Below are 24,745 nucleotides of genomic sequence, written 5' to 3' on the forward strand. Positions count from 1 at the left end.
GGGGACGCCGGTGACTTTTCAAAATAAGCTGTTTGATGATCATTGGCAGGTGCGCATCCATAATGTGGAGGAAGCGTCCTATGAGAAGGTCGGCTTGGTGGATAAGCAGTTTCCATATTGGGTAATCAGCTATATTATTTCCGGTCATTTGCGCGTCACCGACGGCAATGTCGTGCAGGAAGCGAGAAGTGGTCAAGTGATGCTGCACGCACCAGGCATCCCTTTTTGTGAAACCTCACTGATGCCGGGGAGGCATCAGTGGCTGCTGCTCCAAGTCACAAACAGCTTTCAGGCGGACTTATTCGATCAATTTCCAGTCGAAGAGGTCATGACGCTGCTGGAACCGGAGGCATTTTCAGATATCTTTGTCCGACTTCTCAGCGCATGGCGCAAAGAGGAATCCTGGCTTCGCTCGCTAGAGCTTTCTGCGCTTGGCCTTCAGCTCGTGCATTTGCTACTGCACAACTGGGATAAAACTGGGAGAGCGGTTCGTACCTTGAAGAGAGGAAAGAACGATGAACGGCTAGAGCAGGTCATGACATTTCTGCACGCCTCGTTGAAGGAGAAACTATCCCGTCATACGCTCGCACAGCTCGTACATTTGAACCCGAGCTATCTGGATAAGATTTTCGCAGAGAAATATCAGATGAACCCGATGGAGATGCTACGCGAGCTGCGATTATTGAAAGTCCAGAAGCTGCTGGAGAACACGGATGATACGCTTACGGAGATAGCGGAGGCCTGCGGTATGGGAGATGCTCCCTACTTGAGCAGGCAATTCGTAAAGCGTTTTGGCATGAATCCAGGTGATTATCGGAAGAGATTAAGTCAGGCGGCGCAGGGGTATTACATGGAGCCGTCTTTAGAATCAAATATGAAGTAAAGCTAGCTGCGAGGGTGCGCCTTCGCAGTTTTTTTTATTTTTATCAGATTAAACGAGAATGCCTATCAAAGAAGTGACAATTTCGATATTCAAGTCATGTAACCCTATAGCAGGTTCAGAAGAGGTGCTGATACGATGTGAATACATTGTGAGCATTGTGAATTGAAAGGGGGTGAAAATTGTAGATGAAAAAAGCGAGGAACGGCATGTTGGCATTCGGCTTGGGGTGTTTGATTCTCATTCTGGCGAGCACGTTGTCAGGATTTACAATGCGCAGTGAGAGTTCTCATGCGGATGCTGTCCATGTTGCCTCCGTTAACGGTGAAGCCGTTGAAGCAAGAGAATTTTCCGCCTTGCTGGCTGCGGAGCGCTCCAAGATTTATGCGTATTTTCAAGATAAATACGGAGCGGAAGATAGTACGGAATTTTGGACCCATTCTTATAATGGGGAAATTCCATTGGAAAAAATAACGCATGAGGCATTGAAGCAGCTGGTTAAGCGCAAGGTTCCGCAAATGTTAGGCGTGCAATACGGGCTGTTGCAGGATGCAAGCTACTCCACGTTTTTAGACGAGCTGCGTACTGAGAATGAGCATAGAAAGAAGGAGGTAGCGGAAGGTAGACCCGTTTACGGGCCAAAACAACTTACGGAGAAACTGTTTTATGAAATGCGTCAATCCAAATTGCTGGAAGATTTGAAAAAGAAAAAAGCCAGCGAAACACCGGTTAGCGATCTTGAAGTTGCAGCCTATTATGAGGCGAATGGACAGGACTTCACGCGGACAGAAGTGAACAAAGTGAATATCTTCTCCGGTACCGAGCCATCACTGAGTGCCGGACCACCGAAGTCTGACGCTGCGCCTAGCACGAAAGGGAGCGACGCGAAGATTCCGCTATCGGAAGTGAAGATGCGAATTGCGGCCCACTTAAGTGATCTCTCGTTTGAACAGTTCTTACAGAATCAAACCAATCAGGCACAGGTCATTGTGAATGATCAAGAGCTGAAGTCCATTGCGGCTAAAGTGCTGCGGGGTGAATCTTGAAATTTATCCTAGAGATGAGGTGCGTAAATGAGAAAAAGAATAACCATGCTTCTTATCGTTACTCTTCTATTCAGCATGTTTCCGTTCGTATTGCCGAAAGCAGAGGCGGCGATTGTCAACGTATTGTCGCAAGATTTTGAGACGACAACCATTGGGCAAGTACCGGCAGGGTGGACGGCGACGACCGGCGCGAATCTCGTTTCTGTCGCACAAGATACGGCTGGCAACGGCTATTTGACGACGACAGAAACGAATAATTCCGTGGCGAATACGGCGACTTATGCTTTTGCAGCGCCAATTACGACGGATTTCTCGGTCGATATGCAGGTCATGACGAAGCAGACCGGCTCAAGCTTTGAGGGCTACTTCCTTTTACTCAAGGATGCCGCAGGCGATAAAGTGCTGGAACTGCTGTTCAATGGAAGCAATATTGCGCGCAGGTATGGCAGTAATTTAAAATCGACCGTACTGTCAGGCATCGTAGCCAATGAATGGTATAACATTCATGTTGACGTGAATATGACAACGAAACAATACAGCGTGTCCATCGACGGCTTGCCTATGTCGTCCGCAACGAATGTTGCGCTGTATAAACAAGCGAGTGAAGTGACGGATTATACGTTCTCCTCCTATCGCTATCAATCGGGCACGATTCAGATGGACAATATCTCGGTGAGCAAATTTGTGGCAGATCCGCCTAATCAGGCGCCAACCGCATCCGGCGTGACGGTGAACGGCACAACGCTAAGCGGCCAAGTATTAACGGGCAGTTATACGTATGCTGATGCAGAATCGAATCCGCAGGGCACGTCAACGTTCAAATGGTATCGGGGGACGAACGCAGATGGCACGGGTAAAACTGTGATCAGTGGCGCTACCTCGCTTTCCTATACGGCTGGGGCAGCCGATGTGAACCGCTATCTGTTCTTTGAAGTAACACCGGTCGCAACTGCAGGTGTGCTCACGGGTACAGCTGTACTAAGCCCATCTGTCTATATTCGTTATCCAGGCAATGTCCTTACCTTTGATGCTACAGGACGTGCCACCGATGCACTCAATCAGCTTGACCTCGTGTACAGCCAGAGCGGTGTTACCTTAAGCAGTGGAAGTGTAACAGGAATTGGCGGCAATTTCACTTATTATTCAGGTGCACAAGATTTCAAATCGTTCGGCATTGATGTGACGTATAACAAATGGACGATGAATTTTACGCCATTAGATGATTTATCCGTCTATGAAGCGACCTACGACAGCCAGACAGGAACGCTCGTGGATGGCAATAAAGTGACGCTAGTACGCAAGCTTCATCCTGAGCTCATGTCCGACGTTCAATTTGTGAAAGCAACGTATGTCGCTGCGTCACCTATTACGCCTGGGACCAAGTTCCTTCGTGTAAAAATGCCGACAGCAGCATTTAACAGCGGGACAGCGTCAGATTTCAAGGTCGATCAAGTTGCTTTTGAAGGTTCACTTTCAACTTCAGCTCGCATTGACGGCTATGTGGAAGATACGATGGTCGATTTCTCGAAGTACGTGAGCGGCGGCGACACGAGCAATTTGCAAGTGGTTCCGTTGACAACTTCTACGTTGATTCGCACGTTTAATACGACGTCTTATGTGAAACGAACCAACCCGGCTGTAGCGACAACAGCTATGACTTTTGCAGCGCCAACCGGCAAAGATTTCAAATCAGCCTATCTCGAGGGCTACTATTACGCCAATTTGCCTAGCACTCCTGCCTTTGAGCTCTGGACGTCTACGAACGGCACGGATTTCACGCTGTATAATCTGTCTGGCATTTATAAGCATCCTGCCTTCGGGTCCTCAGCCAATAATAGTATTCCCGACACCTTGCATGCTAATTATTTGCCGAATGGGGTGAAGTACGTCAGGGTAAGGTTGGCCGGCAATATCGCGAACGGTTTCCCTTACATGACGAAGCTTGCTTTCGGTTATGGTGCAGAAATCCCTGTGGTCCCGGCGGATTACGACGTTACGATCAAAAAGACAGCCTCCGAAATAACGCTGGATGGTGTGGTGTCGACCGATGCAAGCGGCAACCCGAGCGGCGAATGGGCGGGCAGCGAGTTGATACGAATTCAAGGATTGACGGATAACAACGGCGATCAACATAGGGCAGATATTTATCTGAAATATGATGATAAAAAGCTTTACCTCGGCGCGAAAATCAAAGACCCGACCCCGATGAACAATACGCGAACAGGAACAGGCATCTGGAACGGCGATGCGCTAGAACTCTTCCTGGGTGATGAGGATATGGATTTCACACAGCATCCGGAGGCAGTCGGAACGATGCTGCCAAGTGACCGTCAGCTTGTCCTAGGCAGCGGTATTGAGAATGGCTACCAGTGGTATATGAATACGCAAGGCGCTAATTCGAAACCGCTAGTGTTCATGGAACTCTTGAGAGATGCAGATGGCAGCGGATATACCATGGAAACAGCCATACCGCTTTATGCGCTTGGCATCACAAATCCATGGGAAGGGAAAGCGCTTCTTCTGAACGCGGCGCTCAGTGATGGCAGCTATGCGAGTCGTGGACAATGGGGCTGGACGACCAATGGCGAATCAGCCAAGCGGGCAAGGGGACAATTCGGTACAGTCACATTTGAACAGGCCTCTGCGCCAGCTGCAGAAATGAGTTTATCCGCCAGCTATAACAACAGCACGAACCTCCTTACAGTTACGGGGCAAACGACCCAAGTGAATACGCGCTTAATGACATTGTTGGTCAAAAATGCGGCAGGCGCCACGGTGTACTTTGAACAAACGCTAAGCAATGCCTCCGGAAACTTCACGTTTAGCCACAACCTAAGCGCACTTGAAGCTTCCCCTGGCACCTACACAGTAAAAGTTGGCGGAGACGGCGTACGCAATCCGCGAGTGACGACCGTTGTTATTAACTAATCGGCAGTTCATGAGGAGGGAAACCATGAAGCTTAAAGGGATCGTAGGGCGGGCATTTTCGATTATGATGTCAGCTGCCGTGTTGATGACAGCATGGGTTGCAGTCGTACCAGGGGAACATGCTTATGCTGACAATACGGCGTATTACGTCGATGCTGTAAATGGAAACGACAGTAATAACGGCACAAGTACGACAACGGCTTGGAGAACTATAACCAAAGTTAATGCGAAGACCAACTATTTGCCTGGCGATCAAATATTGTTCAAATCGGGCACGTCGTACACAGGCTCGCTAAAACTTAGAAACTCGGGTGCTTCAGGTAATCCAATTATTGTGGGGAAATACGGCGGGGATGTCAAACCGATCATCAATGCAAATGCCGCCTACGCTGCGATTGAATTGGAAAATATTCAGTACTTTACGTTGCAGGATCTGGAGATAACGAACTATAAAGCTGCCGATCCCGACGATTACTTGACCGGCTACTATCGCCGGAACGGGATATGGATTAAAGCTTTCCATAACGGTCCAATGCGAGGGATTACGATCCGCAACATGGATATCCATGATGTGACGGGCATGAATCTGACCGGCGAGACGACAACGACGACTACAGACGGCAAGGATAAAGGCGTGAACAAAAATTCGAACGCCGGTATTCAAATCGATGGTTGGGAGTGGGAACCCACTCAGCCGAAGGCTTATTACGACGGTCTGACGATTGAGAATAACTACATTCATGATCTGGTTACGATCGGGATCAATATGGCGGGGCACTCCAGCGATACGATGTACTTTAACAGGAATGTTACCGTGCGAGGTAATTCGATTATGAATAACGGTGCGGATGGCATTATTATCGGGGTCACTAACAATCCACTGATTGAGAATAATGTCACCTTGGATGTGGGGGCTTATGCGCCTGGTATTAAATGGATTGCAGGCATCTGGGTATGGCGAACGAATCAAGCGCTCGTGCAGTTTAACGAAGTGGGACGGGTGAATGCAGAAATCAAAAATGACTCCGACTCAACGGCTTTCGATACAGACATTCAAGCGCAGGGTGATCATATTTTCCAATATAATTATAGCCATGAGAATGAAGGCGGATTTTTCATGGATATGAACCAGTTGAAGAATGGGAGAAACATCCTCCGTTATAACATCAGCCAGAATGATAAGCGAAATGGCTGGCATAGCTTCACGATCAACAGTGCCGACCCTAGCATTTTCTACAATAACGTCTTCTATAACAGCCTTGGTATTGGCTTCCAAATGAAAAACAGTGCAAACGCCACGTTCATCAACAATATTTTTTATGTCACAGGGTCAACTGAGACGTATTCGGCATTGCCAAGGTTTATCAATAATGCGTTCTATGGTCAGCCTGCGCCAGCACAAGGCCTAAGCAATATCGTTGGAAACCCTGGCTTCGTGAATCCAGGGACAGGTGCAGACGGCATGACGACTGTGGATGGGTATAAATTGAATGCCACTTCCCCGCTCATCGGTGCCGGAAGAGTGGTCGCTAATCACGGGGTTCGCGATTTCTGGAACAATCCGATTTATACAGGGTTACCAGATATTGGGGCTTTCGAACATCCAACAAGTTCAATCACAGATACGGTGGCGCCGAGCGCTCCAACAGCTGTAACGGTTACAGGCAAAAGCGATACGACGGTATCGTTGTCTTGGACTTCGGTTGAAAGTGGTGTTCCATTGGATGCAGACATTTATAATGCAGCGAACAATCAGGTCCTGACTTCGGTCATCGCTGCTAATACGGCTACCGTGACAGGTCTGACGCCGGGAACAGCCTACAGCTTCTATATCAAAGCGAAAGATAGAATTTGGAATGCTTCTGCAGCAAGCGCTACCGTATCCGCAACAACGAAGGTGGCAGTAACGGTTGATAACGCGCAAGCTGTTCGAACAGGAAGCTGGACGGCGGCAACAGGTGGTAACGCTTATAATAACGATTACCATCGTATCGCAGCAGGTTCAGGAGCGAATACGGTCAAATGGACACCGACGATCCCGACTACTGGATATTATACGGTGTACTACTTCCTGCCGGACGGAACGACATCGCGCGCTGGTAATGCAAGTTATACGGTCAGCGGAGCCGGCGGCTCCAAAACGTACTCGGTCGATCAGCGCGTGAAAGGCGGCGCATGGGTTCCGCTCGGTATCCATCGCTTCAGCGCAGGCACTACAGGCTATGTGCAGCTGGGCGATGCTGGAAATGGCGAAGTGGCAGCGGATGCCGTGAAATTCGTCTACGAAAGCACATTCGGCTTAGATGATATCGTGAGTGTCCAGCTGACGACGAAAAAGCTGCAACTGCGTTTAGGGGAAACCACCACGTACACAGTCACGGGTGTTGATAACCTAGGGCAATCGGTGGATCTCGTCGCAGATGGCGCCGCGCTTACGTACACCGTGGGTAATGCGTCGATTGCCGGTGTAAGCAGCGGTGTAATCACCGGTAATGCGAACGGCTCAACGCAATTCAGCGCGAACTTTACTTTTGGCGGCAATACGTTAGTGAGTAATGCTGCTGAATTGATTGTTGGACCGAGATTGACGGTAGATGTGCCAACCTTTACGAATTCAACGGGCCAAACGATAACGTCGATCTCCGCGAACAGCGCCATTACTGCCTCGTCCAGAGTGGTAAATTCCTCGGAGAAGCAGATCAGTGCGACATTAATTCTCGCCTTGTATTCACCAACGGGACTTGTGTCATACACGATTCAAGAAGCCGTTGTGAACAAGTATGATAACAAAACGTTTATCGCAACGTTAACTACACCTGCTTCGGTGAGTGGTCATTACATCAAAGCGTATATGTGGGATAACACGAACGATACGTCGGCTTTGGCGGAAGAAGCAACACTTCAGTAAATGAAGTGATAGAAGGTCGACTAACAGCTTACAGAGCTGTTGGTCGGCTTTTTTCCATTGTCACTGCGGGGATTGCGGTGGTAAGATAATAGAATTAAGTAATTGATCAATCCAGTATATTGTAAGCGTTTTCAAAAAACATACTTAGGATATAAATATCCCAGAGGAGGAGAGTCGAATGGCGATAAGCCAATTGATGGTTCAGCAAAAAAATTACTATCACACCGGTGCTACGCGTGGACTCGATTTCCGGCTTGCACAGCTCAAAAAGCTGAAGCAAGCGATTGTCGAACGTGAGTCAGAGATTATTCAGGCGCTTCGCACCGATTTGAATAAGGGAGAGAAGGAAGCTTACGCTTTTGAAATAAGCATCGTTTATCAAGAAATTGCACATGTCGTGAAGCATTTGAAACGTTGGATGAAGCCGAAAAAAGTGAAATCACCGATGACGCATTCCGGGAGCCGCAGCTACATCATTCCTGAACCGCTGGGTGCGGCGCTCATCATTGCACCGTGGAACTATCCGTTTATGTTGGCATTTGACCCGTTAGTGGGAGCCATTGCGGCTGGCAATACGGTTGTGCTGAAGCCTTCCGAGCTAGCGCCAGCGGTATCCGCTGTAATGACCGCGATCCTACGCGCGACGTTCGAACCTGAGTATATCGCTGTGGTGGAGGGCGGTGTGGAAGCCAGCCGTGAGCTGCTGGAGCAGCCGTTTGATAAAATCTTTTTTACGGGAAGCGTAGCCGTTGGGAAAGTTGTGATGGAGGCCGCTTCGAAGCGGCTCACAAGAGTCACGCTAGAGCTCGGCGGCAAGAGCCCCTGCATCGTCCATCACGATGCGCAATTGAAGCTGGCCGCACAACGGATAGCGTTCGGGAAGTTCTCGAATGCGGGACAGACCTGCGTAGCTCCCGACTATCTACTCGTGCATCGTAGCGTGAAAGAGAAGCTGCAGACTTATTTGCAAGAAGCGATCACCTCCTTCTACGGCGACAAGCCGCTGCAAAGCCCCGATTACGGCAAAATTATTTCCCGCCGTCATTACGAGCGGTTGCTCAATTTTTTACAAGATGGGAAGGTCGCAATTGGCGGTGGGGCTGACGATCAGAAGATGCAAATCGAGCCGACAGTGCTTGAAGATATCACATGGGAAATGCCCGTGATGCAAGAGGAGATCTTTGGCCCTATTCTTCCTGTCCTCACCTATGACAGCCTTGATGAAGTGGTAGGCTTGATTCAAGCTCGGCCGAAGCCGCTGGCGTTGTATGTTTTTTCGGAGGATAAAAAGGTGCAAGATACCTTGCTGGAGCGAATTTCATTCGGCGGCGGGTGTGTCAATGATACGCTGATGCATTTTGGATCAACGCATCTGCCTGTTGGCGGCGTCGGCGAGAGCGGAATGGGCAGCTATCATGGCGAGATGAGCTTTCAAATTTTTTCGCATATGAAAAGTATATTAAAGCAGACGACGAAGTTCGATATTCCTTTTCGCTATCCATCCAGTAAAATCGGGTTGAAAATCATTCGCAGGCTGACGAAGCCTTAACGACGGCTCTATTGGGAAGAGGTAAGTCTCATGACAGGATCCTACGAGTACTATAAACAGATTTTCAAGGATGTGCCGAAGCCATTTGCCTTTGTTGATTTGGATTTGTTGGATGCGAATATAAAGGCGATTGCCAAGGAAGCCGGGGGAAAAAAGATTCGGGTGGCGAGCAAGTCGATTCGCTGTCCGGAGGTGCTTCGCCGTATTTTGGCAGCTGATGACGTGTATCAGGGGATTATGTGCTACACGGCGGCGGAGGCTGTATTCTTGGCACGTGAAGGCTTTGATGATCTTTTACTGGGCTATCCGCAGTGGCACGCAGAGGCATTAAAAGATGTGATTTCGCTAATTCGCGAAGGCAAAACGATTACGTTCATGGTCGATTGTATCGAGCATGTGGAACAGATAGAGCGGCTCTCGGCTGCCGAGCAGCTTGTTGTGCCCGTTTGTATCGACATCGATATGTCGACGGATTTTCCAGGGCTGCATTTCGGTGTGTGGCGTTCTCCGTTGACACGATGGGAGCAGGTTCGTCCTGTGGCTGAGCGGATTGTCGGATCGAGCTGGCTGCGGCTTAACGGCATTATGGGATATGAGGCGCAGATTGCCGGTGTAGGCGATCAGGTACCTGGGCAAGCTTTGAAAAATGCGCTAATCCGCAGGTTGAAAAAATCCTCCATTCGCAAAGCTGCGCAGTGGAGATCGGAAGTGACACGCGGGCTTGAGGCGATGGGAGTCCAGCTGCGTTTCGTCAATGCTGGCGGGACGGGAAGTATGGACAGCTCGCGGAAAGAAGCATGTGTGACCGAGATTACAGCAGGCTCTGGCTTTTACTCACCGGGCTTGTTCGACAACTACACATCCTTTCGCTACAAGCCTGCTGCTGGATATGCGGTAGAGGTGGTGCGAAGTCCGCAGCCGAACATCGTGACCTGTATGGGCGGCGGTTATACGGCTTCTGGACCGACCGGGATAGACAAACGACCTAAGCCGTATTTGCCGGAAGGTCTGGAGCTATTCCCGCTGGAGGGCGCAGGTGAAGTGCAAACACCGCTGCGCGTGCGCGGCGACGTGCAGTTGGGGCTGGGCGATCCGGTGTTTTTCCGACATGCGAAGGCAGGGGAGCTCTGTGAGCGATTCCTTACGCTGTATGCTGTTTCGCAGGGCAGCATTGTAAGTACATATCCAACATATCGCGGTATGGGGGCGTGTTTTCTATGAGGAGCAAATGGTCCAATTGGTCGGGAATCGTTCAGGCATCGCCGCTGACGGTGCTTTATCCGGACTCCATCGAAGCTGTGATCGATGCGGTTCGGCTCTGCAGACGCGAAGGACGTAGGCTGCGTGTTGTCGGTACGGGGCATTCTTTTACGCCGATTGCGGCGTCGGATGATGTGCTGATCTCGCTAGACCGCATGCAAGGTTTAATTGAGGTAGACGCACAGGAGCAGACAGCGACCGTATGGGCAGGCACCAAACTTAAGTTGCTCGGAGAACTGTTGTTCGCCAAAGGGCTGGCGCAGGAGAATCTCGGCGACATTGATGTACAGTCGATCGCTGGTGCAATTAGTACGGGGACGCATGGCACTGGTCAGCAGTTCGGCAACATCGCTACGCAAGTAGTTGGACTAACGATGGTGACTGGTGCAGGGGAGGTTATTGCCTGTACACCTGTGACTCACCCTGATTTGTTTAAAGCGATGCAGGTTTCCATTGGCGCGTTGGGTATCATCGTGCAAGTGAGACTCAGGCTCCAGCCGACTTATAAAATGAAGTACGAAAGCAAGCGCATGCCGTTAAAACAATGCTTGCAGGAGTTGCCCGATATCGCGGGCGGACATCGGCATTTTGAATTTTATTGGTTTCCCTATGCGGACCCGTGTCAGCTCAAATTCATGAACCCGACGGATCAAGCGGTGACGAGCCGCAAGGTGCGTGATTACATCGGAGATATCCTACTTGAAAATACGGTTTTCGGTCTGTTGTCTGAATTATGCCGTAAGGTCCCGAAACTCAGCATTACGGTGAGTCGAATTTCCGCATCGCAAGTGCCCGTGGGAAGCAAAGTCGATTACAGCCATCGCCTGTTCGCGACGCAAAGACTCGTTCGTTTTAACGAGATGGAATACAATCTCCCTGCAGAAGCGATGCCGGCTGTGATCGAAGAAATGCGCGAGAAGATGGCGAAGGACAAGTACAAGGTTCATTTTCCGATCGAGTGCCGTTTTGCCAAAGGCGATGACATCTGGTTAAGTCCGGCGTTCGGACGGGATTCTGCCTACATTGCGATTCATATGTATAAAGGGATGCCGCATGAGGCGTATTTTGCGGCGATGGAGGAGATTTTCCTGCAGCACGGCGGCAGGCCGCATTGGGGCAAAATGCATTCGCTGCGCTCAGCGGAATTGTCGGAGAGATATCCAATGTGGCAATCCTTTTGCCAGACTCGAGAGAAGTTGGACCCGGACGGCATTATGCTGAACGGGTATCTGGAAAAGATTTTCGGCGTGACAGGATAAGGTTGACAAGGTCTTGGGAGGTGTCTGTGATGGAGCTAAGTGCGCCTCGTTCTCGCTGGTCAGTTGTCACGGCTTACGCCTTATTGGCGGCGGTGACTCAGCTGTTATGGGTAACTTTTACACCGATTACGACGGCTGCATCCAGTGAGTGGAACGTTTCTGTCGACGCGGTAGGCTGGCTATCGCTAGTTTTTCCGCTTGTTTATGTGCTGCTATCTGTGCCTTTCGGCCTTGCTGCTGACCGTTGGTTTCGCGGATCGCTCCTCGTGGGTGCTGCGTTGACTGCAATTGGTGGCCTCATTCGGATCGTGCCTGGTTATGAGTATGCGCTCATCGGACAGATTGTGATCTCCATCGGTCAGCCGCTGGTACTCAATGCGGTGAACAAATTAGCCGTGCTCTACGTGCGTCCAGAGCAAAGAGCTCATGCGATTGCGGCGGGAACCGCCAGTTTGTTCGTCGGGATTCTGATCTCGACGGTTACTGTTCCTTTTCTGCTGACGTGGCAGGGGATGCCGGCAGTCCTGATTATACAAGGCGCGATTGGCGTCATCGCCGCTGTGGCCATGCTGTTGGCGCTGCGACGCGCGCCAGTTTTCAATGCGGCTGCTGCGGAAACGAGCAGCGCCTTCGGGTTCAGCGCAATTGCGACCCTCTGGTCGCAGCGCTGGGTAAGGCTGTTCAGCCTGCTGCTGTTCGCAGGCTTCGGCATTTTCATTACGCTGGCGACATGGCTTGAAGTGCTGGCCAGCGCGATTGGTTTCAATGCCCAGCAAGTGGGCATTGGCATTGGGGTTATGACCGCAGCGGGGATTATCGGCGCTGCGGTAGTGCCACGCTGGGCGCTGCGCGGTCAGCGCGCGCGAGCGGTCGTGCTCTGCTCACTTGTGGTGAGCGTGCTGCTGCTGCTCGGGCTTGCCGTCGGTATGCCACAGTGGATGTTCCTCAGCCTGCTGGCGGTATGCGGCTTCCTGTTACTAGCCGATTTGCCCGTGATGCTCTCGCTGGCAGAGGCTAAATCCGATCCGCAGTCCGTCGGCGCGGTCACAGGCATGCTGCTGCTGTTTGGTAACTTAGGCGGCATCGTGCTGTCACTACTTGTTCAACTCTTGTTGAATAATCGTATCGTTGCGCTAGGCATGTTAGCTGCTGTTGCGATTCTCATTTTGCCTGCGGTTAGGTGGCTGCAGACGGCCCCTTCGATCATCCAAAGTGAAAAAAACGAATACATGTAAGTAAAAAAGGGATGAAAAAAGGAAAAGTAGATTGCGAAGAGAACTAGTTATGTAATCTACTTTTCAGGAGGGTCTTATGAACTTTATTCATCAAGATGCAGATTTTACGAATGCAATGTTGTTTGGATCTTACATTATGGTATTGCTGGATGGCAAAATGATAGGCGGGGGACTTGTCGAGGAGTTCGACAACACCGAGGTGAAGGTGGGTAACGGTCGATATTTACGCAGCAGCGCGACCTTCGTAATTGCTCCACCACCGCAATGTTCGACAAACATGTGAGCACCTCATAAGCAACCCCAAAAGACGCTCTAATGCATGCAAAGAGCGTCTTTTTTGTCGTATAAAGCTTCCAGTTTTCTGTGATTTAAAGCTTACAAAGTGTGTTATTAGTCGTTTTGTAATGTGCAAAGCATTCTGAACGATACAGACGTCAATCCTGAATGGATTGGAATTGAGATCACAGAGACGGTTATGATGGAATCCTTCGATTCCAATAAGCGGAAGCTTGAACAGCTGAAAGGCTTAGGTATTAAAATGTACTTAGATGATTTCGGTACGGGGTATTCTTCTCTCAATTACTTAAAAAGCCTGCCGATCGATTACGTGAAAATTGATAAGAGCTTCGTGGATGCTTTATCTCATTCTGACAGTGACAGCCGAATTATGAAGACGATTATGAAGACCATTGTTGAGCTGTCCCATAATATTGGATTAAAGGTCATCGCTAAAGGCGTCGAACATAAAGAACAATTAGATATTTTACGTCAATATCAATGTGACAAGGTGCAAGGCTATTACTTCAGTAAACCGATAACTGCAGAGGCCACTTTAAAATTGTTGAATGACGATTCGTCCATCGAAAAAAGCACTCTCTAACACTGATGAAGTTAGAGAGTGCTTTTATATTCCAGCAGTTATTTACTAGCGGCAACTGCCTCTATTTCTTTAACGCTTTGATAAATGATGTTGAACAACTCTTCCAAGTTGCCTTCTTCAATGCAAGAGAATGCGACACGCAGATCAGTCTCGCCTAATGCGATTGTACCTACACCATGTTGGTTCAACAAATGTACGCGCAGTGATTCAGCATCTACGGTTTTGAGCTTTAAGCACATGAAATAACCGGAGTTGAACGGGTAGTAGCCCCACGCATCGTCGAACTTTCCGCTGTCCAGAATGGACTTCGTACGGTTCGCGCGGCCCTTCATGATTTCGTATTTCTCTTGTTTCTGTGTATTGAATTCTGGTGAATTCAAGGCATGAAGCACGAAGGTTTGCGACGGATGCGGTCCGCTGGATATTGTTGCACGGATGATTCCCGTTGTTTTTTGTTCAAGTGCACTAAGCATGGCATCGCTTTGACCTGCATACGTAATGAAGCCTACGCGGAAGCCCCAAACGTATTCTTCTTTGGTTGCTCCATCAACTTTGACAGCAAGCACGCGCGGGTGAAGGTCAGCAAATTGACCGAACAAGGATTCATGCAGGGAATTCTCAAAGAAAAGACCGAAGTAAGCATCGTCGGTGAGAACAACAACGTTAATCTCAGCTTCTGCTGCTTCGCGAATCGCGGCAACAATCGCGTTACCGTCTTCAGCATCAGGCGTGTAGCCCGTTGGATTGTTCGGGAAGTTCAGAACGACAATCGCTTTGCCTTTGGACTTCTGAGCGAGAAGCGCTTGGCGCAAGCCTTCGGCATTAAATCGCTCTTGTTCGTTATAGAGCGGGTAATTCACGATTTGAGCGCCGCGGCGAATCTCGAAAGTGAGCTCATAGTTTTCCCAGTTTTTATCTGGAATAATAACCGCATCACCTACATCTGCAAACAGATCAGCAGCGATACTTAGACCGTGTGTCAAAGCATTCGTGACAATCGGATTACCGATGAGCTTGTTGCCAATGCTCGGATTTTCTTCAAGCATTTTCTTACGCCAAGCTGTACGAAGCTCTGGCTTACCAGCAGGCGGAGCATATTCATATATATCTTTAGGGTTGTAGGTGGAGAGTGTATCTTGAATGACCTTCAAGTGCATAGGTTGACCATTTTCGATGGCGATACCGATCGTAGCATTGAATTTCTTGGCTTTGGCCTTCGCTTCAGCCGATTGGCTAAGAATGCCTTCTTTCGGGAAGTAAATCGATTTACCTAATGCGGATAGCATGTCATGTACGTGAGAATTTTCACGTTGCAGGGTCTCGTTTAGCTGTCTTGCCAAAGGATTCATAAGAGTGGGTCATTCCTTCCAATGAGCGATTCATTTTTTCCCAGTTATTATATCACTTTAACACCTGCACGTCACTGCGCTAAACAAATTTTCTATGGATTTTCCCTGTGCTGCTTGCATGACACTTTGTGTTGTTAGTACTCACATGGGGAAAAATGCAAAAGTGCACGTATTTTCGGTGAAAATGTATGAAAATGGATAAATACGTGCAAAAGTGCAACCTTTAGGCCGAAAAAGCCCCAAAATGAGGAATGGCGGCAGAAATAGTTGCACAATTACACGCATTTTAAATGGAGAGGTTCACTCGAAACAAAAGGTTGCACTTTTGCATTTTTGCGAGCTCTGTTTGCTAAAGGCAATGCTAAAGGCAAGTACGAACATGTTGATTGAACATGCTAATTACTTAGGAACCCCTCCAACCGTTGCTTAACCTGCGGCCACTCTTGATCAAGGATACTGAACATCACTGTATCTCGCACATAGCCGTCGTGAAGCACACGATGCTGACGAAGAATGCCTTCCTTTTGAGCGCCTAGACGAGTAATTGCTGCTTGAGAACGTTCGTTGCGAAGGTCTGTTTTGAGTTGGACACGCAGCAGGTTCAGAGTCTCGAAGCAGTATTGGAGCAGTAAATACTTACATTCGGAATTCACACGCGTGCGCCAAACAGTAGGATTGTACCAAGTGTGCCCAATTTCCATGTGCCGATGAGCTACCGAGATATCGAAAAGCCTTGTACTGCCGACAATTGTATCGGTAAGCCGATCGTAAACGCTGAAAGGGATGCCTTGTCCGGCTTGCTGCTCCTCCAGTGCTTGATGAACGAATTGTTGAACATCGGCTAGTCGAGCTAGTGGGGTCATGTAAGACCAGATAGCTGGATCATTGGCGGCCTCCTTTAATGCTGGAATATGGGATTCATGCAGGGGAAGCAGGGTGACGCGCGTTCCTTCTAGGGTTGGTGGCAGTAGATTCATTGTTCATAACTCCTTACATATGAAAGATTTTAATGTGATTTTAGATAGCATACGGTATGATTGGCTTAATAAAAAGAACCAATTTTGATTGATTTATATGTACCACTCCAAAAAAGGAAAAGAAGGGGTTCTATGGCTTTTTATTTGCCGTTTCAATTGTATTTGACGCGCTATCCTAGTAAGTATGCCGCTTTGTATCATGCGCTTCGCGATGAGATCGTGGGAAATAAGCTGAAATTGGACACGAAGCTTCCCTCCACGCGGGAACTGGCCGAGCTGCTATGTATTTCTAGAGGTACCGTAAGTCAGGTGTACGATATGTTGATTGCGGAGGGCTACTTGCAAGCCGATGTCGGACGCGGCACTTTTGTTGTGTATGCAGACGGTCAAGAGATGCAGGAGGCGATCGCGGGCAAAAAGATTGAATTGTCGGCTTGGGGCCAACGAGTGAGCACGCCTGTCGGAGCGGTAAAGCGGGATTATGAACGTGCCGAGATTTCGTTCGCTATGGGCCTGCCGCAGATGGACCAGTTCCCGCGGGAGCAGTGGAACCGCGGAATGTACGAGCAGGTGCGGCGGATGACGGAGTCGCCGCAGGAGGACGCTCACATCGCCGAGGGGCACTACGCGCTTCGCGAAGCGATCGCGTTGCACCTGAGGCGGATGCGCGGCATCGATGCGCCGCCGGAGCGCATCGTGATCGTCAATGGGTCAATGCAGGCGATCGCCCTGCTGACCCAACTGCTCGTAAACCCGGGCGATCCCGTGGTGCTGGAGCGCCCCGGGTATCAAGGCGCCAGCCGCGCTGTGCTGGCGGCTGGGGGCGTGCCCGTCCACGCGACGGTGGACGAGCAAGGGCTGATCCCGCAGCCGTGGAACGCGCGGCTGCTGTTCGTGACCCCCAGCCGCCAATTCCCTACGGGGGCGGTGCTGGGGCTGGACCGCCGCCAGCAGCTGCTTCGCTGGGCGGCCGAGCAAGGGGCTGTCATCGTCGAAGACGACTATGACAGCGAGTTCAGGCACCGCGGGCGGCCGATCGAGCCGCTCAAGGTGCTGGACCAAGAGGGCCGAGTGGTGTACATCGGCACCTTTTCCAAAACGATGCTGCAGGACCTGCGCATCGGTTATGTCGTGCTGCCGGAGGCGCTGCACGACGCTTTTGTAGCCGCGAAGCGGCTATACGAGCCGCACCCGACGGGGCTGCTCGAACAGCGCTCGCTCGCCGCGTTCATGGCGAGCGGCGGCTACGAGCGACACCTGCGCCGCATGCGGCGGGTGTACGCGAGCAAGTTCTTGCTCCTGCAAGCGCAGCTGCAGGAGCAGCTGTCCACCCTCTTCGAGTGGGTGGACAGCGATAGCGGGCTGCATCTGTTCGGGTGGTGGCGCGGCGACTTGCCCAGCTACACGACTTATGCAGCCGCATGTCGGGCCGCGGGCGTGACGTGGACGGACGCCGGCAACTATGCGCTCCCAGCCGGCAGAGCAGGAGCCTGCTTCGGATTTGTCCATTTGACTGAGGAGGACATTAAGCGAGGCGTGTTCCTGCTACGAACGATCTATAAACCATAAAAAGTCTCTATCAGTGCGCAAAGGAAGTCTTTTGGGTGGTCGCTTTGATTGCAATAGGTTGTATGATATTATCTAACATGTGGTCAATTAAATTTTTCTCTTAGGAGTGATCCTTGCATGGCTGGATTAAATGGCGGAGGCACAAGTGTTATCGTGCGTTTGGAAATACATAAAGAACTCGTTACGTTTGGAAAAATTGCTACTGCGATTGGTGATGCAGGCGGTGATATCGTAGCGATTGACGTCACACGAGCTAGCAAAACGACGACAACGCGTGATATTACGGTCAAAGTCAGTGATCCACAGCATACGGAAACGATTACGAAGGTGCTTAAGGAAATTCCCGGCGTTCGCATCATCAACGTATCCGATCAGACTTTCCTGTTGCATTTGGGAGGCAAAATTGAAGTTACGCCGAAAGTACCGATTAAAAATCGGGATGATCTTTCCCGTGTGTACACACCTGGCGTAGCAAGAGTTTGCATGGCCATTCATGAAGATCCGAGCAAGGCACATTCGTTGACGATTAAAAGGAATACCGTTGCCGTGGTTTCAGATGGCACGGCTGTTCTTGGACTTGGTAATATTGGACCCGAAGCGGCAATGCCCGTGATGGAAGGGAAAGCGATGCTCTTTAAACAAATGGCTGGCGTAGATGCCTTCCCAATTTGTTTGGACACGCAGGATACAGAAGAAATTATTCGAACAGTAAAGGCGATTGCGCCAGGATTTGGCGGCATTAATTTAGAGGATATTTCCTCACCGCGTTGTTTTGAAATTGAAGAGCGTTTGATTAACGAGTTGGACATTCCTGTTTTTCATGATGATCAGCACGGAACTGCGGTTGTCATTTTGGCTGGGCTGCTGAATGCGGTTAAGCTGGTCGGCAAGCGATTGGAAGATTGTAAGGTTGTCGTCACTGGTATCGGGGCTGCAGGTATCGCATGTACGAAAATGCTGCTCTCCGCAGGCGTCACCAATGTCATTGGTGTTGATCGTCAAGGTGCTATTGTGCGCGGCGAGGAATACACGAATTCGGCTTGGGGTTGGTATGCTTCGAATACAAATCCTGGAGAAGAACGAGGAACCTTATCCGATGTTATTTCAGGAGCAGATATTTTCATCGGTCTTTCTGGACCAGGTGTGTTAAAGCAAGACGATGTGAAGCGCATGGCGAAAGATCCAATTGTGTTCGCCATGGCAAATCCAACGCCAGAAATTACGCCGGAAGAAGCGGAGCCGTATGTACGCGTCATGGCGACAGGACGTTCGGATTATCCGAATCAGATTAACAACGTACTTTGTTTTCCGGGTATTTTCCGCGGCGTGTTAGACTGCCGTGCATCTAAAATTACGCAAGAAATGAAGCTCGCTGCAGCTAAGGCGATTGCGTCCGTTGTGAATGAGGACGAGCTAAACGAATACTACATTATTCCAAGTGTGTTCAACCATGAGGTTGTCGAAAAGGTTCGAGAAGCCGTTATGGAGGCCGCCTTTGAATCAGGTGTTGCACGTCGTCGCAGCCAGCGTGAGATACGCGAAGGTCATCACGAATAGTCATTAACTAAAAAGCAGTTTAGAACTAACGCCACGAAGCGTGTTCTAAACTGCTTTTTTTCGTCCAATTATGCTTGTTCTTCTGTCCATTCCTTCAACTTACGATCCGTAGGAAGCAAGAAGGTGAGTATCCCCAGAAGAGGCAGGAATGCACATAGCTCCATGACGCGAGTCGTTCCGAGCGTATCACAGAGGTTACCGAGTACGACACTTCCGATACCTCCTAGACCAAACGCTAGACCCGTGATGAGACCAGATACAGTCCCGACTTTACCAGGGAAAAGCATTTGTGCATAAACGACCGTAACCGAGAAGCTGGCTAAAAGAATAACACCGATAAGAACGAGCAGCACGTATGCCCAAGCGACAGACACATGCGGCAGCAATAAAGCGAAAGGTGCAGCACCTAACATGGAGAAAAAGATGACGTTGCGCTTACCGAAGCGATCCGCAATCGGCCCGCCGAAGAAAGTACCCACAGCTCCTGCTGCTAGGAATAAGAAAATGAAGTTCTGTGCACTGTCTATGGTAATACCATATTTATCTTGAAGGAAAAAGGCAAAATAACCGCTCATCGCTGCGCCATACCAAGAACGTACAAACACTAGGAAAATCAAAACACTGATGGCGAACATTACTTGCTTGCGCCGCTGCGGGTTTACGACACGCTTGACGGCGGTTTTGGCTTTCACTGGCGCGTCTTGAAGGACAACCTTGTACCAACGTGCTATGTACATTTGTACAGCGATCGCGATCGCCGCGACGCCGGTAAACCAGATCGAGCCGAACAATCCTAGCGGAATAAAGATCCATTTGGTCATAATTGGAGCCAAGGACTGCCCCGCATTACCGCCAACCTGGAAGATCGATTGGGCAAGACCTTTTCGGTTTCCAGCGGCCATATGCGAGACACGCGATCCCTCTGGATGGAAGGCCGCCGAGCCTAGTCCGACAAAACAGACAGACAAGAGAACAACCCAGTAGGAATGCGCAAAGGCTAGCAGCAGCATGCCGATTAACGTCGAGGTCATCCCAATCGGAAGCATGTAAGGCGATGGCTTGCGATCGGTGTAGAGGCCAACGACAGGCTGCATAATCGACGCTGTAAAGTTGATGGCGAATTGCACCCAGCCGACTTGGGCATAGCTGAGTCCCATTTCACTTTTCAAAATGGGGAAAATCGCAGGAATGACGGATTGAATGGAATCGTTGAGCAAATGCACGAGCCCGATTGCAAATAAAATCCGATAAACAGTTGGTTTAACATCTCCCGTCCCTTGCAAGCTCTTCGAGCTTTGGTTCGGAGATGAGGTTGAAATGAATGCCATGGTTTTCTCCTCTCAGGTTCTGATTCCCGACTAGGTGTCCAAGAAACGTCCGAGGTCTTCGCCCATTTTCACTTTCGAGCCTAGCTTCAAATCAGGACGCGGTTCGAACATGCCATCTTCAAACAGCAGCACAACCGTGGAGCCGAACTCGAAATAAGCAAGCTCTTGACCGCGCTCTAGTGTGTTCGGAAGAGGTGTTACATATTGGATCGAGCTCACATTCAGAGCACCGACTTTAACAACGGCAACTTCGCCAGTTGCATGCTGAATGAAAGTAATCAATCTTTCGTTGCGGCTAAGTACACGTTTCATATGACGTAGGCCGAACTCATTAACGGGATACACTTTCCCGAGTACATGCTCTTTTTCCAAGATTTCACCTGAGATTGGTGTATGGATACGGTGATAATCTGTCGGGCTCAAATACAGGACAAAATAAAAGCCATTCTTGTAGTTCACCGTGCGAGGTGAGCGGTTAAGCAGCTCGTCAATCGTATAGTCTTGACCTTTGACATTGACGATCAAGCCTTCCTTAATGTCGCCAATGCCTGTAATCATGGCATCAACAGGACTTACAACACGCGTTGTGTCGGCATGAATCGGACGTAAGCCTGGTTTCAAGCGGCGAGTGAAGAAATCATTCAACGACTTATAATCCTTGATATGCTTCTCAGCGTCCTCAATAGGAATGCCATAGGTTTGAGCAAAACGCGGGATAAATAACCGGCTTACCTTGGAACGGGCAAAGGCACCAGTCAGTTGAGAGACCCATTTGCGTGAAGATAATTCAGTCAGTAAGCGGAAAAAAGGTTTAGACATAGATCGAAAACTCCTGTTCATTCGTTGGTTAGGAGGGCTTTGGCATTCGCACAAAGTTTCCTATTAGCGGTTCTTCGCTAATCTTGCCACAGAAAGGTAAAAGAATCAATTGCCGATTGCTCATTTCCTTCGGACACTTAATGAAGATATCCGTATTTTCGACAGCAAAATCGTCAATGCTGTGGATGAGGTGAAAGCGAAGATGTCGATCATTATGGGTATATTTGTTATTCTGATCCCGCTAGTTATGTTATTTAGTGCTTGGCTGCTGCAATCGTGCAAGCATGTTTTCAATGGTGCTGCCGTTCTAAGTGCGTATGTGAATGGCGTGATCATTTCGGTGAATGTGTACCAAATCCTTCGGGATGACACGGTTTTCATGACGAATATTCATGTTATTTTTACAAGCAAATTGTTTCTGATCACGGGGGCGTATCTAGGTGCTTATGGCATTTATGTATTGCTGCATTGCTTCATGAAAGGACTTCGAAGTGAGTAACGCTGCATTGCAACCATATCAAAGGATGGGGCGTCTACTTTATGTCATTAATAGTGAAAGTAAAGGTAGGCAGGTGATCCTATGAAACAAGTATTTCTGTTTAAAATGAAGCGAATTGGCATCGTTAGCGGATGTATGCTGCTGCTCACAGGTTGTATGTCACATTCCGACGATCAACCTTCAGGGTCTCCTGTACCTAGTACAGCGCCTGCAAGTGTTTCACCTTCTTCACAGCCTTTATCTACGCCAATCGCCACGAACACTGCATCTCCAAACCCGTCCCCCGTGGCATCGGCAGGTATTCCGAAAATGACCTTGGACGAGAAGCTGGGCCAGATGATTTTTGCGGGAATCGATGGCTACAGTATGAACGAAGAAGCACGCGATTTGATAGCTGCCTATCATGTGGGCGGTGTTATTCTATACAAGCCGAATGTGAAAGATACGAAACAATTAGTAGAGCTAGTTAATGCTTTGAAAAAGACGAATGCTGCGAACAAGCTTCCGTTATGGCTTGGTGTCGATGAGGAAGGCGGCAGAGTTACGCGTCTGCCTGATGAGATTTTGAAAACACCGACGAGTCAAACCATTGGAAAATCAGGCAAAACGCAAGTTGCCCGCAGTATCGGTCAATTGCTTGGCAAAGAGTTGAATGCCTATGGGCTTAATATGGATTTTGCGCCTGACTTGGACATCAATAGCAATCCGAAAAATCCAGTCATTGGCGACCGGTCTTTTGGCGCGAATGCCGCCCTCGTCAGTTCCTTCGGTATTCCGATGATGAATGGCTTGCAAGAGATGAAGGTCGTTCCGGTGGTGAAGCATTTTCCGGGTCATGGTGATACATCAGTAGATTCACATATTGGCCTTCCCGTTGTCCAAAATGACCTCGCTCGCTTGCGCAAGCTGGAGCTGATTCCTTTTGCCGATGCGATTAAGCATCAGGCGGATGCGATCATGGTCGCGCATATTCTGCTGCCCAAAATAGATGCGAAGTACCCGTCTTCGATGTCGAAGGCGATTATGACGGACCTGCTCCGCAAGGAGCTCGGCTTCAAAGGTCTGATCATGACCGATGATATGACGATGGGCGCGATTGCGGAAAATTACGAAATGGGTGAAGCCGCCGTGAAGTCTGTCCTTGCCGGCTCTAATGTCGTGATGGTCGGTCACGACCCGCAGAAGGCAATAACCGTCATCAATGCGCTGCGCACGGCTGTTCAAGCGGGGCGAATTCCGATGGAGACGATCGATCAGAGTGTCGCACAGGTGTATAAGCTGAAGATGAAGTATCAGCTTCAGGATCATGCTGTGCCTGTTCCGGATCCGAAGGCGCTGAACGCAGAAGTGCAGCGTGTGCTCGCTCCGCTCAGCGCGAAGTAAAGCTTTCGAAACAAAAAAACACCGTACCAACGAGAAATCTCGTGGTACGGTGTTTTTACTTTAACAAGGCGGCGTGCCACCGCCTAAGATGAATTTGGCATAGGCGATCGGGTTGAAGTAGGTGGCTTTCCAACAATCCTGCATGTCTGCCTCGCGGAAGCTGTAACGTTGATCCTTCCCATTGCATTCTATGAATAAAGGAAACCCATCATTTGTCATGGCAATGTCTAGGCCGAGATCAGCCAAGTTCGGCAATTCGGTGCTGAGATGCTGAGCAACGAGGATCGCGAAGCTAGTCATCTGGCGGCATACGGTCTCTTGGTTAAGCTGCGGATAGTGGTCGTTCAAGATGTCGGATAAAGATTGCAAGCGTCCGCCTTGCGCAACGTTCGTGAGGAAATGCTGGTTGGAGGCGACCTTGGCGACAATGCCAGTCACGCCCCATGCGCCACCAGCGCCGCGCTGAACGGAAATGCGAAGATCAAACGGACGCCCCTCGACTGTGGCCAGCGGCAGGCATTGCTGAACCATGTAGCTGCTTCTTAGAATCCTTCGGCGGAGAAGGACGGGGAGATGTTGACGGAACTTAATCGTTCGCCAAGTCCGATTCGTAAGCTTCATATTTAAGGGATATACCAGTTTCCATAAATTCCCTCTACGTTCTAACTTCATCACACCGCGCCCGATGCTGGAATTGGTTGGCTTAATAATAAGCGAGTCAAAGGCGTCCATCATCGCTTTCACATTTTCAATAGTCGCGGGAAATGTACAGGGGAGATGAGGGCGAATCTGCTCGTTTTTCACCAATATTTCATGTATACGCATCTTGCTATGGCGATTCCATTGATTAAAGAGGGTAATGCCGCGCCGTTTCCATCCTTCCAAAACTTTGGCTGAAGCCGTATCTAAATAAATCGCCCGATTATGAATGACCTTCGGGAGATCGGACCATTGTCGTTTGAACTGCTGGCCATCCTGGACGTAGGCATGTACTCTCATTGTTTTCATATGAACATCTTGCATTCGGAAATAACAAGGCGTTAGTCCATACAGTTTGCCTGCATCCTCGTAAAATCGGATAGCTTCGTATTGTGTGTTCCCTAGAGGAATACCTGCAAACAAGGAATCGTTAACTAAAATACCCACATAGGGATTACTCATTGACTTCACTCCCTCTCGCATTGGGGGTTGAATGTTCACCGATAACGGAATCACTCTTAGTTTATGGAAAAAGAACGCCACTTGTTTGTACAAATGCTGATACTTTCTTGTAAAACCGGGACAGATGCCCATGCTTTACCACATTATCCGCATATGTA

Annotated in this window: 19 protein-coding genes; 14 read left to right on the forward strand and 5 right to left on the reverse strand. The window is 49.5% G+C overall.

Translation table 11 applies throughout. The features are described from left to right. The first annotated feature begins 10 nt into the window (after positions 1 to 10). From AC58UX_RS00075 to AC58UX_RS00120, 10 genes are all read left to right on the forward strand, one after another. The gene (locus tag AC58UX_RS00075; RefSeq protein ID WP_497248488.1) at positions 11 to 883 is read left to right on the forward strand and encodes a helix-turn-helix domain-containing protein; all 873 of its coding nucleotides are present in this window, start codon (positions 11 to 13) and stop codon (positions 881 to 883) included. Positions 884 to 1,068: 185 nt separating this feature from the next. Continuing rightward, complete coding sequence (locus tag AC58UX_RS00080; protein ID WP_497248490.1) at positions 1,069 to 1,926, forward strand: hypothetical protein; 858 nt, start codon at positions 1,069 to 1,071, stop codon at positions 1,924 to 1,926. Between the two features lie 27 nt (positions 1,927 to 1,953). Then, a complete protein-coding gene (locus AC58UX_RS00085) occupies positions 1,954 to 4,854 on the forward strand; it encodes a sugar-binding protein (RefSeq protein WP_497248492.1) in 2,901 nt (966 codons plus the stop codon). 25 nt (positions 4,855 to 4,879) lie between these two features. After that, entirely contained in the window at positions 4,880 to 7,762 is a 2,883-nt protein-coding gene (locus tag AC58UX_RS00090; protein ID WP_497248494.1) for a golvesin C-terminal-like domain-containing protein, read from the forward strand. 178 nt (positions 7,763 to 7,940) lie between these two features. Next, on the forward strand, positions 7,941 to 9,311 hold the full coding sequence (locus AC58UX_RS00095) for an aldehyde dehydrogenase (protein WP_497248496.1): 1,371 nt from the start codon (positions 7,941 to 7,943) through the stop codon (positions 9,309 to 9,311). Between the two features lie 30 nt (positions 9,312 to 9,341). After that, complete coding sequence (locus AC58UX_RS00100) at positions 9,342 to 10,532, forward strand: amino acid deaminase/aldolase (protein ID WP_497248498.1); 1,191 nt, start codon at positions 9,342 to 9,344, stop codon at positions 10,530 to 10,532. Next, positions 10,529 to 11,830 (forward strand): D-arabinono-1,4-lactone oxidase, encoded by a 1,302-nt coding sequence (locus AC58UX_RS00105; RefSeq protein ID WP_497248500.1) that lies wholly within the window; start codon positions 10,529 to 10,531, stop codon positions 11,828 to 11,830. The genes AC58UX_RS00100 and AC58UX_RS00105 overlap by 4 nt, the downstream gene beginning before the upstream one ends. A gap of 29 nt (positions 11,831 to 11,859) precedes the next feature. Further along, positions 11,860 to 13,065, forward strand: a complete 1,206-nt coding sequence (locus tag AC58UX_RS00110; protein WP_497248502.1) for an MFS transporter — start codon at positions 11,860 to 11,862, stop codon at positions 13,063 to 13,065. Positions 13,066 to 13,141: 76 nt separating this feature from the next. Further along, positions 13,142 to 13,348, forward strand: coding sequence for a hypothetical protein (locus AC58UX_RS00115; protein ID WP_497248504.1), 207 nt, complete (start codon positions 13,142 to 13,144; stop codon positions 13,346 to 13,348). Positions 13,349 to 13,471: 123 nt separating this feature from the next. Beyond that, a complete protein-coding gene (locus AC58UX_RS00120) occupies positions 13,472 to 13,945 on the forward strand; it encodes an EAL domain-containing protein (protein ID WP_497248506.1) in 474 nt (157 codons plus the stop codon). 38 nt (positions 13,946 to 13,983) lie between these two features. On the opposite strand, the gene AC58UX_RS00125 is transcribed toward AC58UX_RS00120, so the two are convergent. Next, positions 13,984 to 15,294 carry an aminotransferase class I/II-fold pyridoxal phosphate-dependent enzyme gene (locus tag AC58UX_RS00125; RefSeq protein WP_497248508.1) on the reverse strand — a complete coding sequence of 437 codons (1,311 nt, stop codon included), beginning with the start codon at positions 15,292 to 15,294 and terminating at the stop codon, positions 13,984 to 13,986. A gap of 395 nt (positions 15,295 to 15,689) precedes the next feature. Beyond that, on the reverse strand, positions 15,690 to 16,271 hold the full coding sequence (locus AC58UX_RS00130; protein WP_497248510.1) for a GNAT family N-acetyltransferase: 582 nt from the start codon (positions 16,269 to 16,271) through the stop codon (positions 15,690 to 15,692). 132 nt (positions 16,272 to 16,403) lie between these two features. Here AC58UX_RS00130 and pdxR point away from each other — a divergent pair, with 132 nt between their 5' ends. Further along, complete coding sequence (gene pdxR, locus AC58UX_RS00135) at positions 16,404 to 17,840, forward strand: MocR-like pyridoxine biosynthesis transcription factor PdxR (RefSeq protein WP_497248512.1); 1,437 nt, start codon at positions 16,404 to 16,406, stop codon at positions 17,838 to 17,840. 117 nt (positions 17,841 to 17,957) lie between these two features. Continuing rightward, positions 17,958 to 19,397, forward strand: coding sequence for an NAD-dependent malic enzyme (locus AC58UX_RS00140; protein WP_497248514.1), 1,440 nt, complete (start codon positions 17,958 to 17,960; stop codon positions 19,395 to 19,397). 68 nt (positions 19,398 to 19,465) lie between these two features. On the opposite strand, the gene AC58UX_RS00145 is transcribed toward AC58UX_RS00140, so the two are convergent. Beyond that, on the reverse strand, positions 19,466 to 20,725 hold the full coding sequence (locus AC58UX_RS00145) for an MFS transporter (protein ID WP_497248516.1): 1,260 nt from the start codon (positions 20,723 to 20,725) through the stop codon (positions 19,466 to 19,468). Positions 20,726 to 20,755: 30 nt separating this feature from the next. Then, positions 20,756 to 21,544, reverse strand: coding sequence for an archaetidylserine decarboxylase (gene asd, locus AC58UX_RS00150; protein ID WP_497248518.1), 789 nt, complete (start codon positions 21,542 to 21,544; stop codon positions 20,756 to 20,758). A gap of 109 nt (positions 21,545 to 21,653) precedes the next feature. Here asd and AC58UX_RS00155 point away from each other — a divergent pair, with 109 nt between their 5' ends. Both AC58UX_RS00155 and nagZ read left to right on the forward strand, forming a co-directional pair. Further along, positions 21,654 to 22,043, forward strand: coding sequence for a transposase (locus AC58UX_RS00155; RefSeq protein ID WP_497248520.1), 390 nt, complete (start codon positions 21,654 to 21,656; stop codon positions 22,041 to 22,043). An 81-nt stretch (positions 22,044 to 22,124) separates the two neighbouring features. Beyond that, positions 22,125 to 23,426, forward strand: a complete 1,302-nt coding sequence (gene nagZ / locus AC58UX_RS00160; RefSeq protein ID WP_497248522.1) for a beta-N-acetylhexosaminidase — start codon at positions 22,125 to 22,127, stop codon at positions 23,424 to 23,426. A gap of 60 nt (positions 23,427 to 23,486) precedes the next feature. On the opposite strand, the gene AC58UX_RS00165 is transcribed toward nagZ, so the two are convergent. Next, positions 23,487 to 24,587 carry a YheC/YheD family endospore coat-associated protein gene (locus tag AC58UX_RS00165; RefSeq protein ID WP_497248524.1) on the reverse strand — a complete coding sequence of 367 codons (1,101 nt, stop codon included), beginning with the start codon at positions 24,585 to 24,587 and terminating at the stop codon, positions 23,487 to 23,489. Between the last annotated feature and the right edge of the window lie 158 nt (positions 24,588 to 24,745).

It is taken from the genome of Paenibacillus sp. J22P90, from assembly GCF_059692195.1.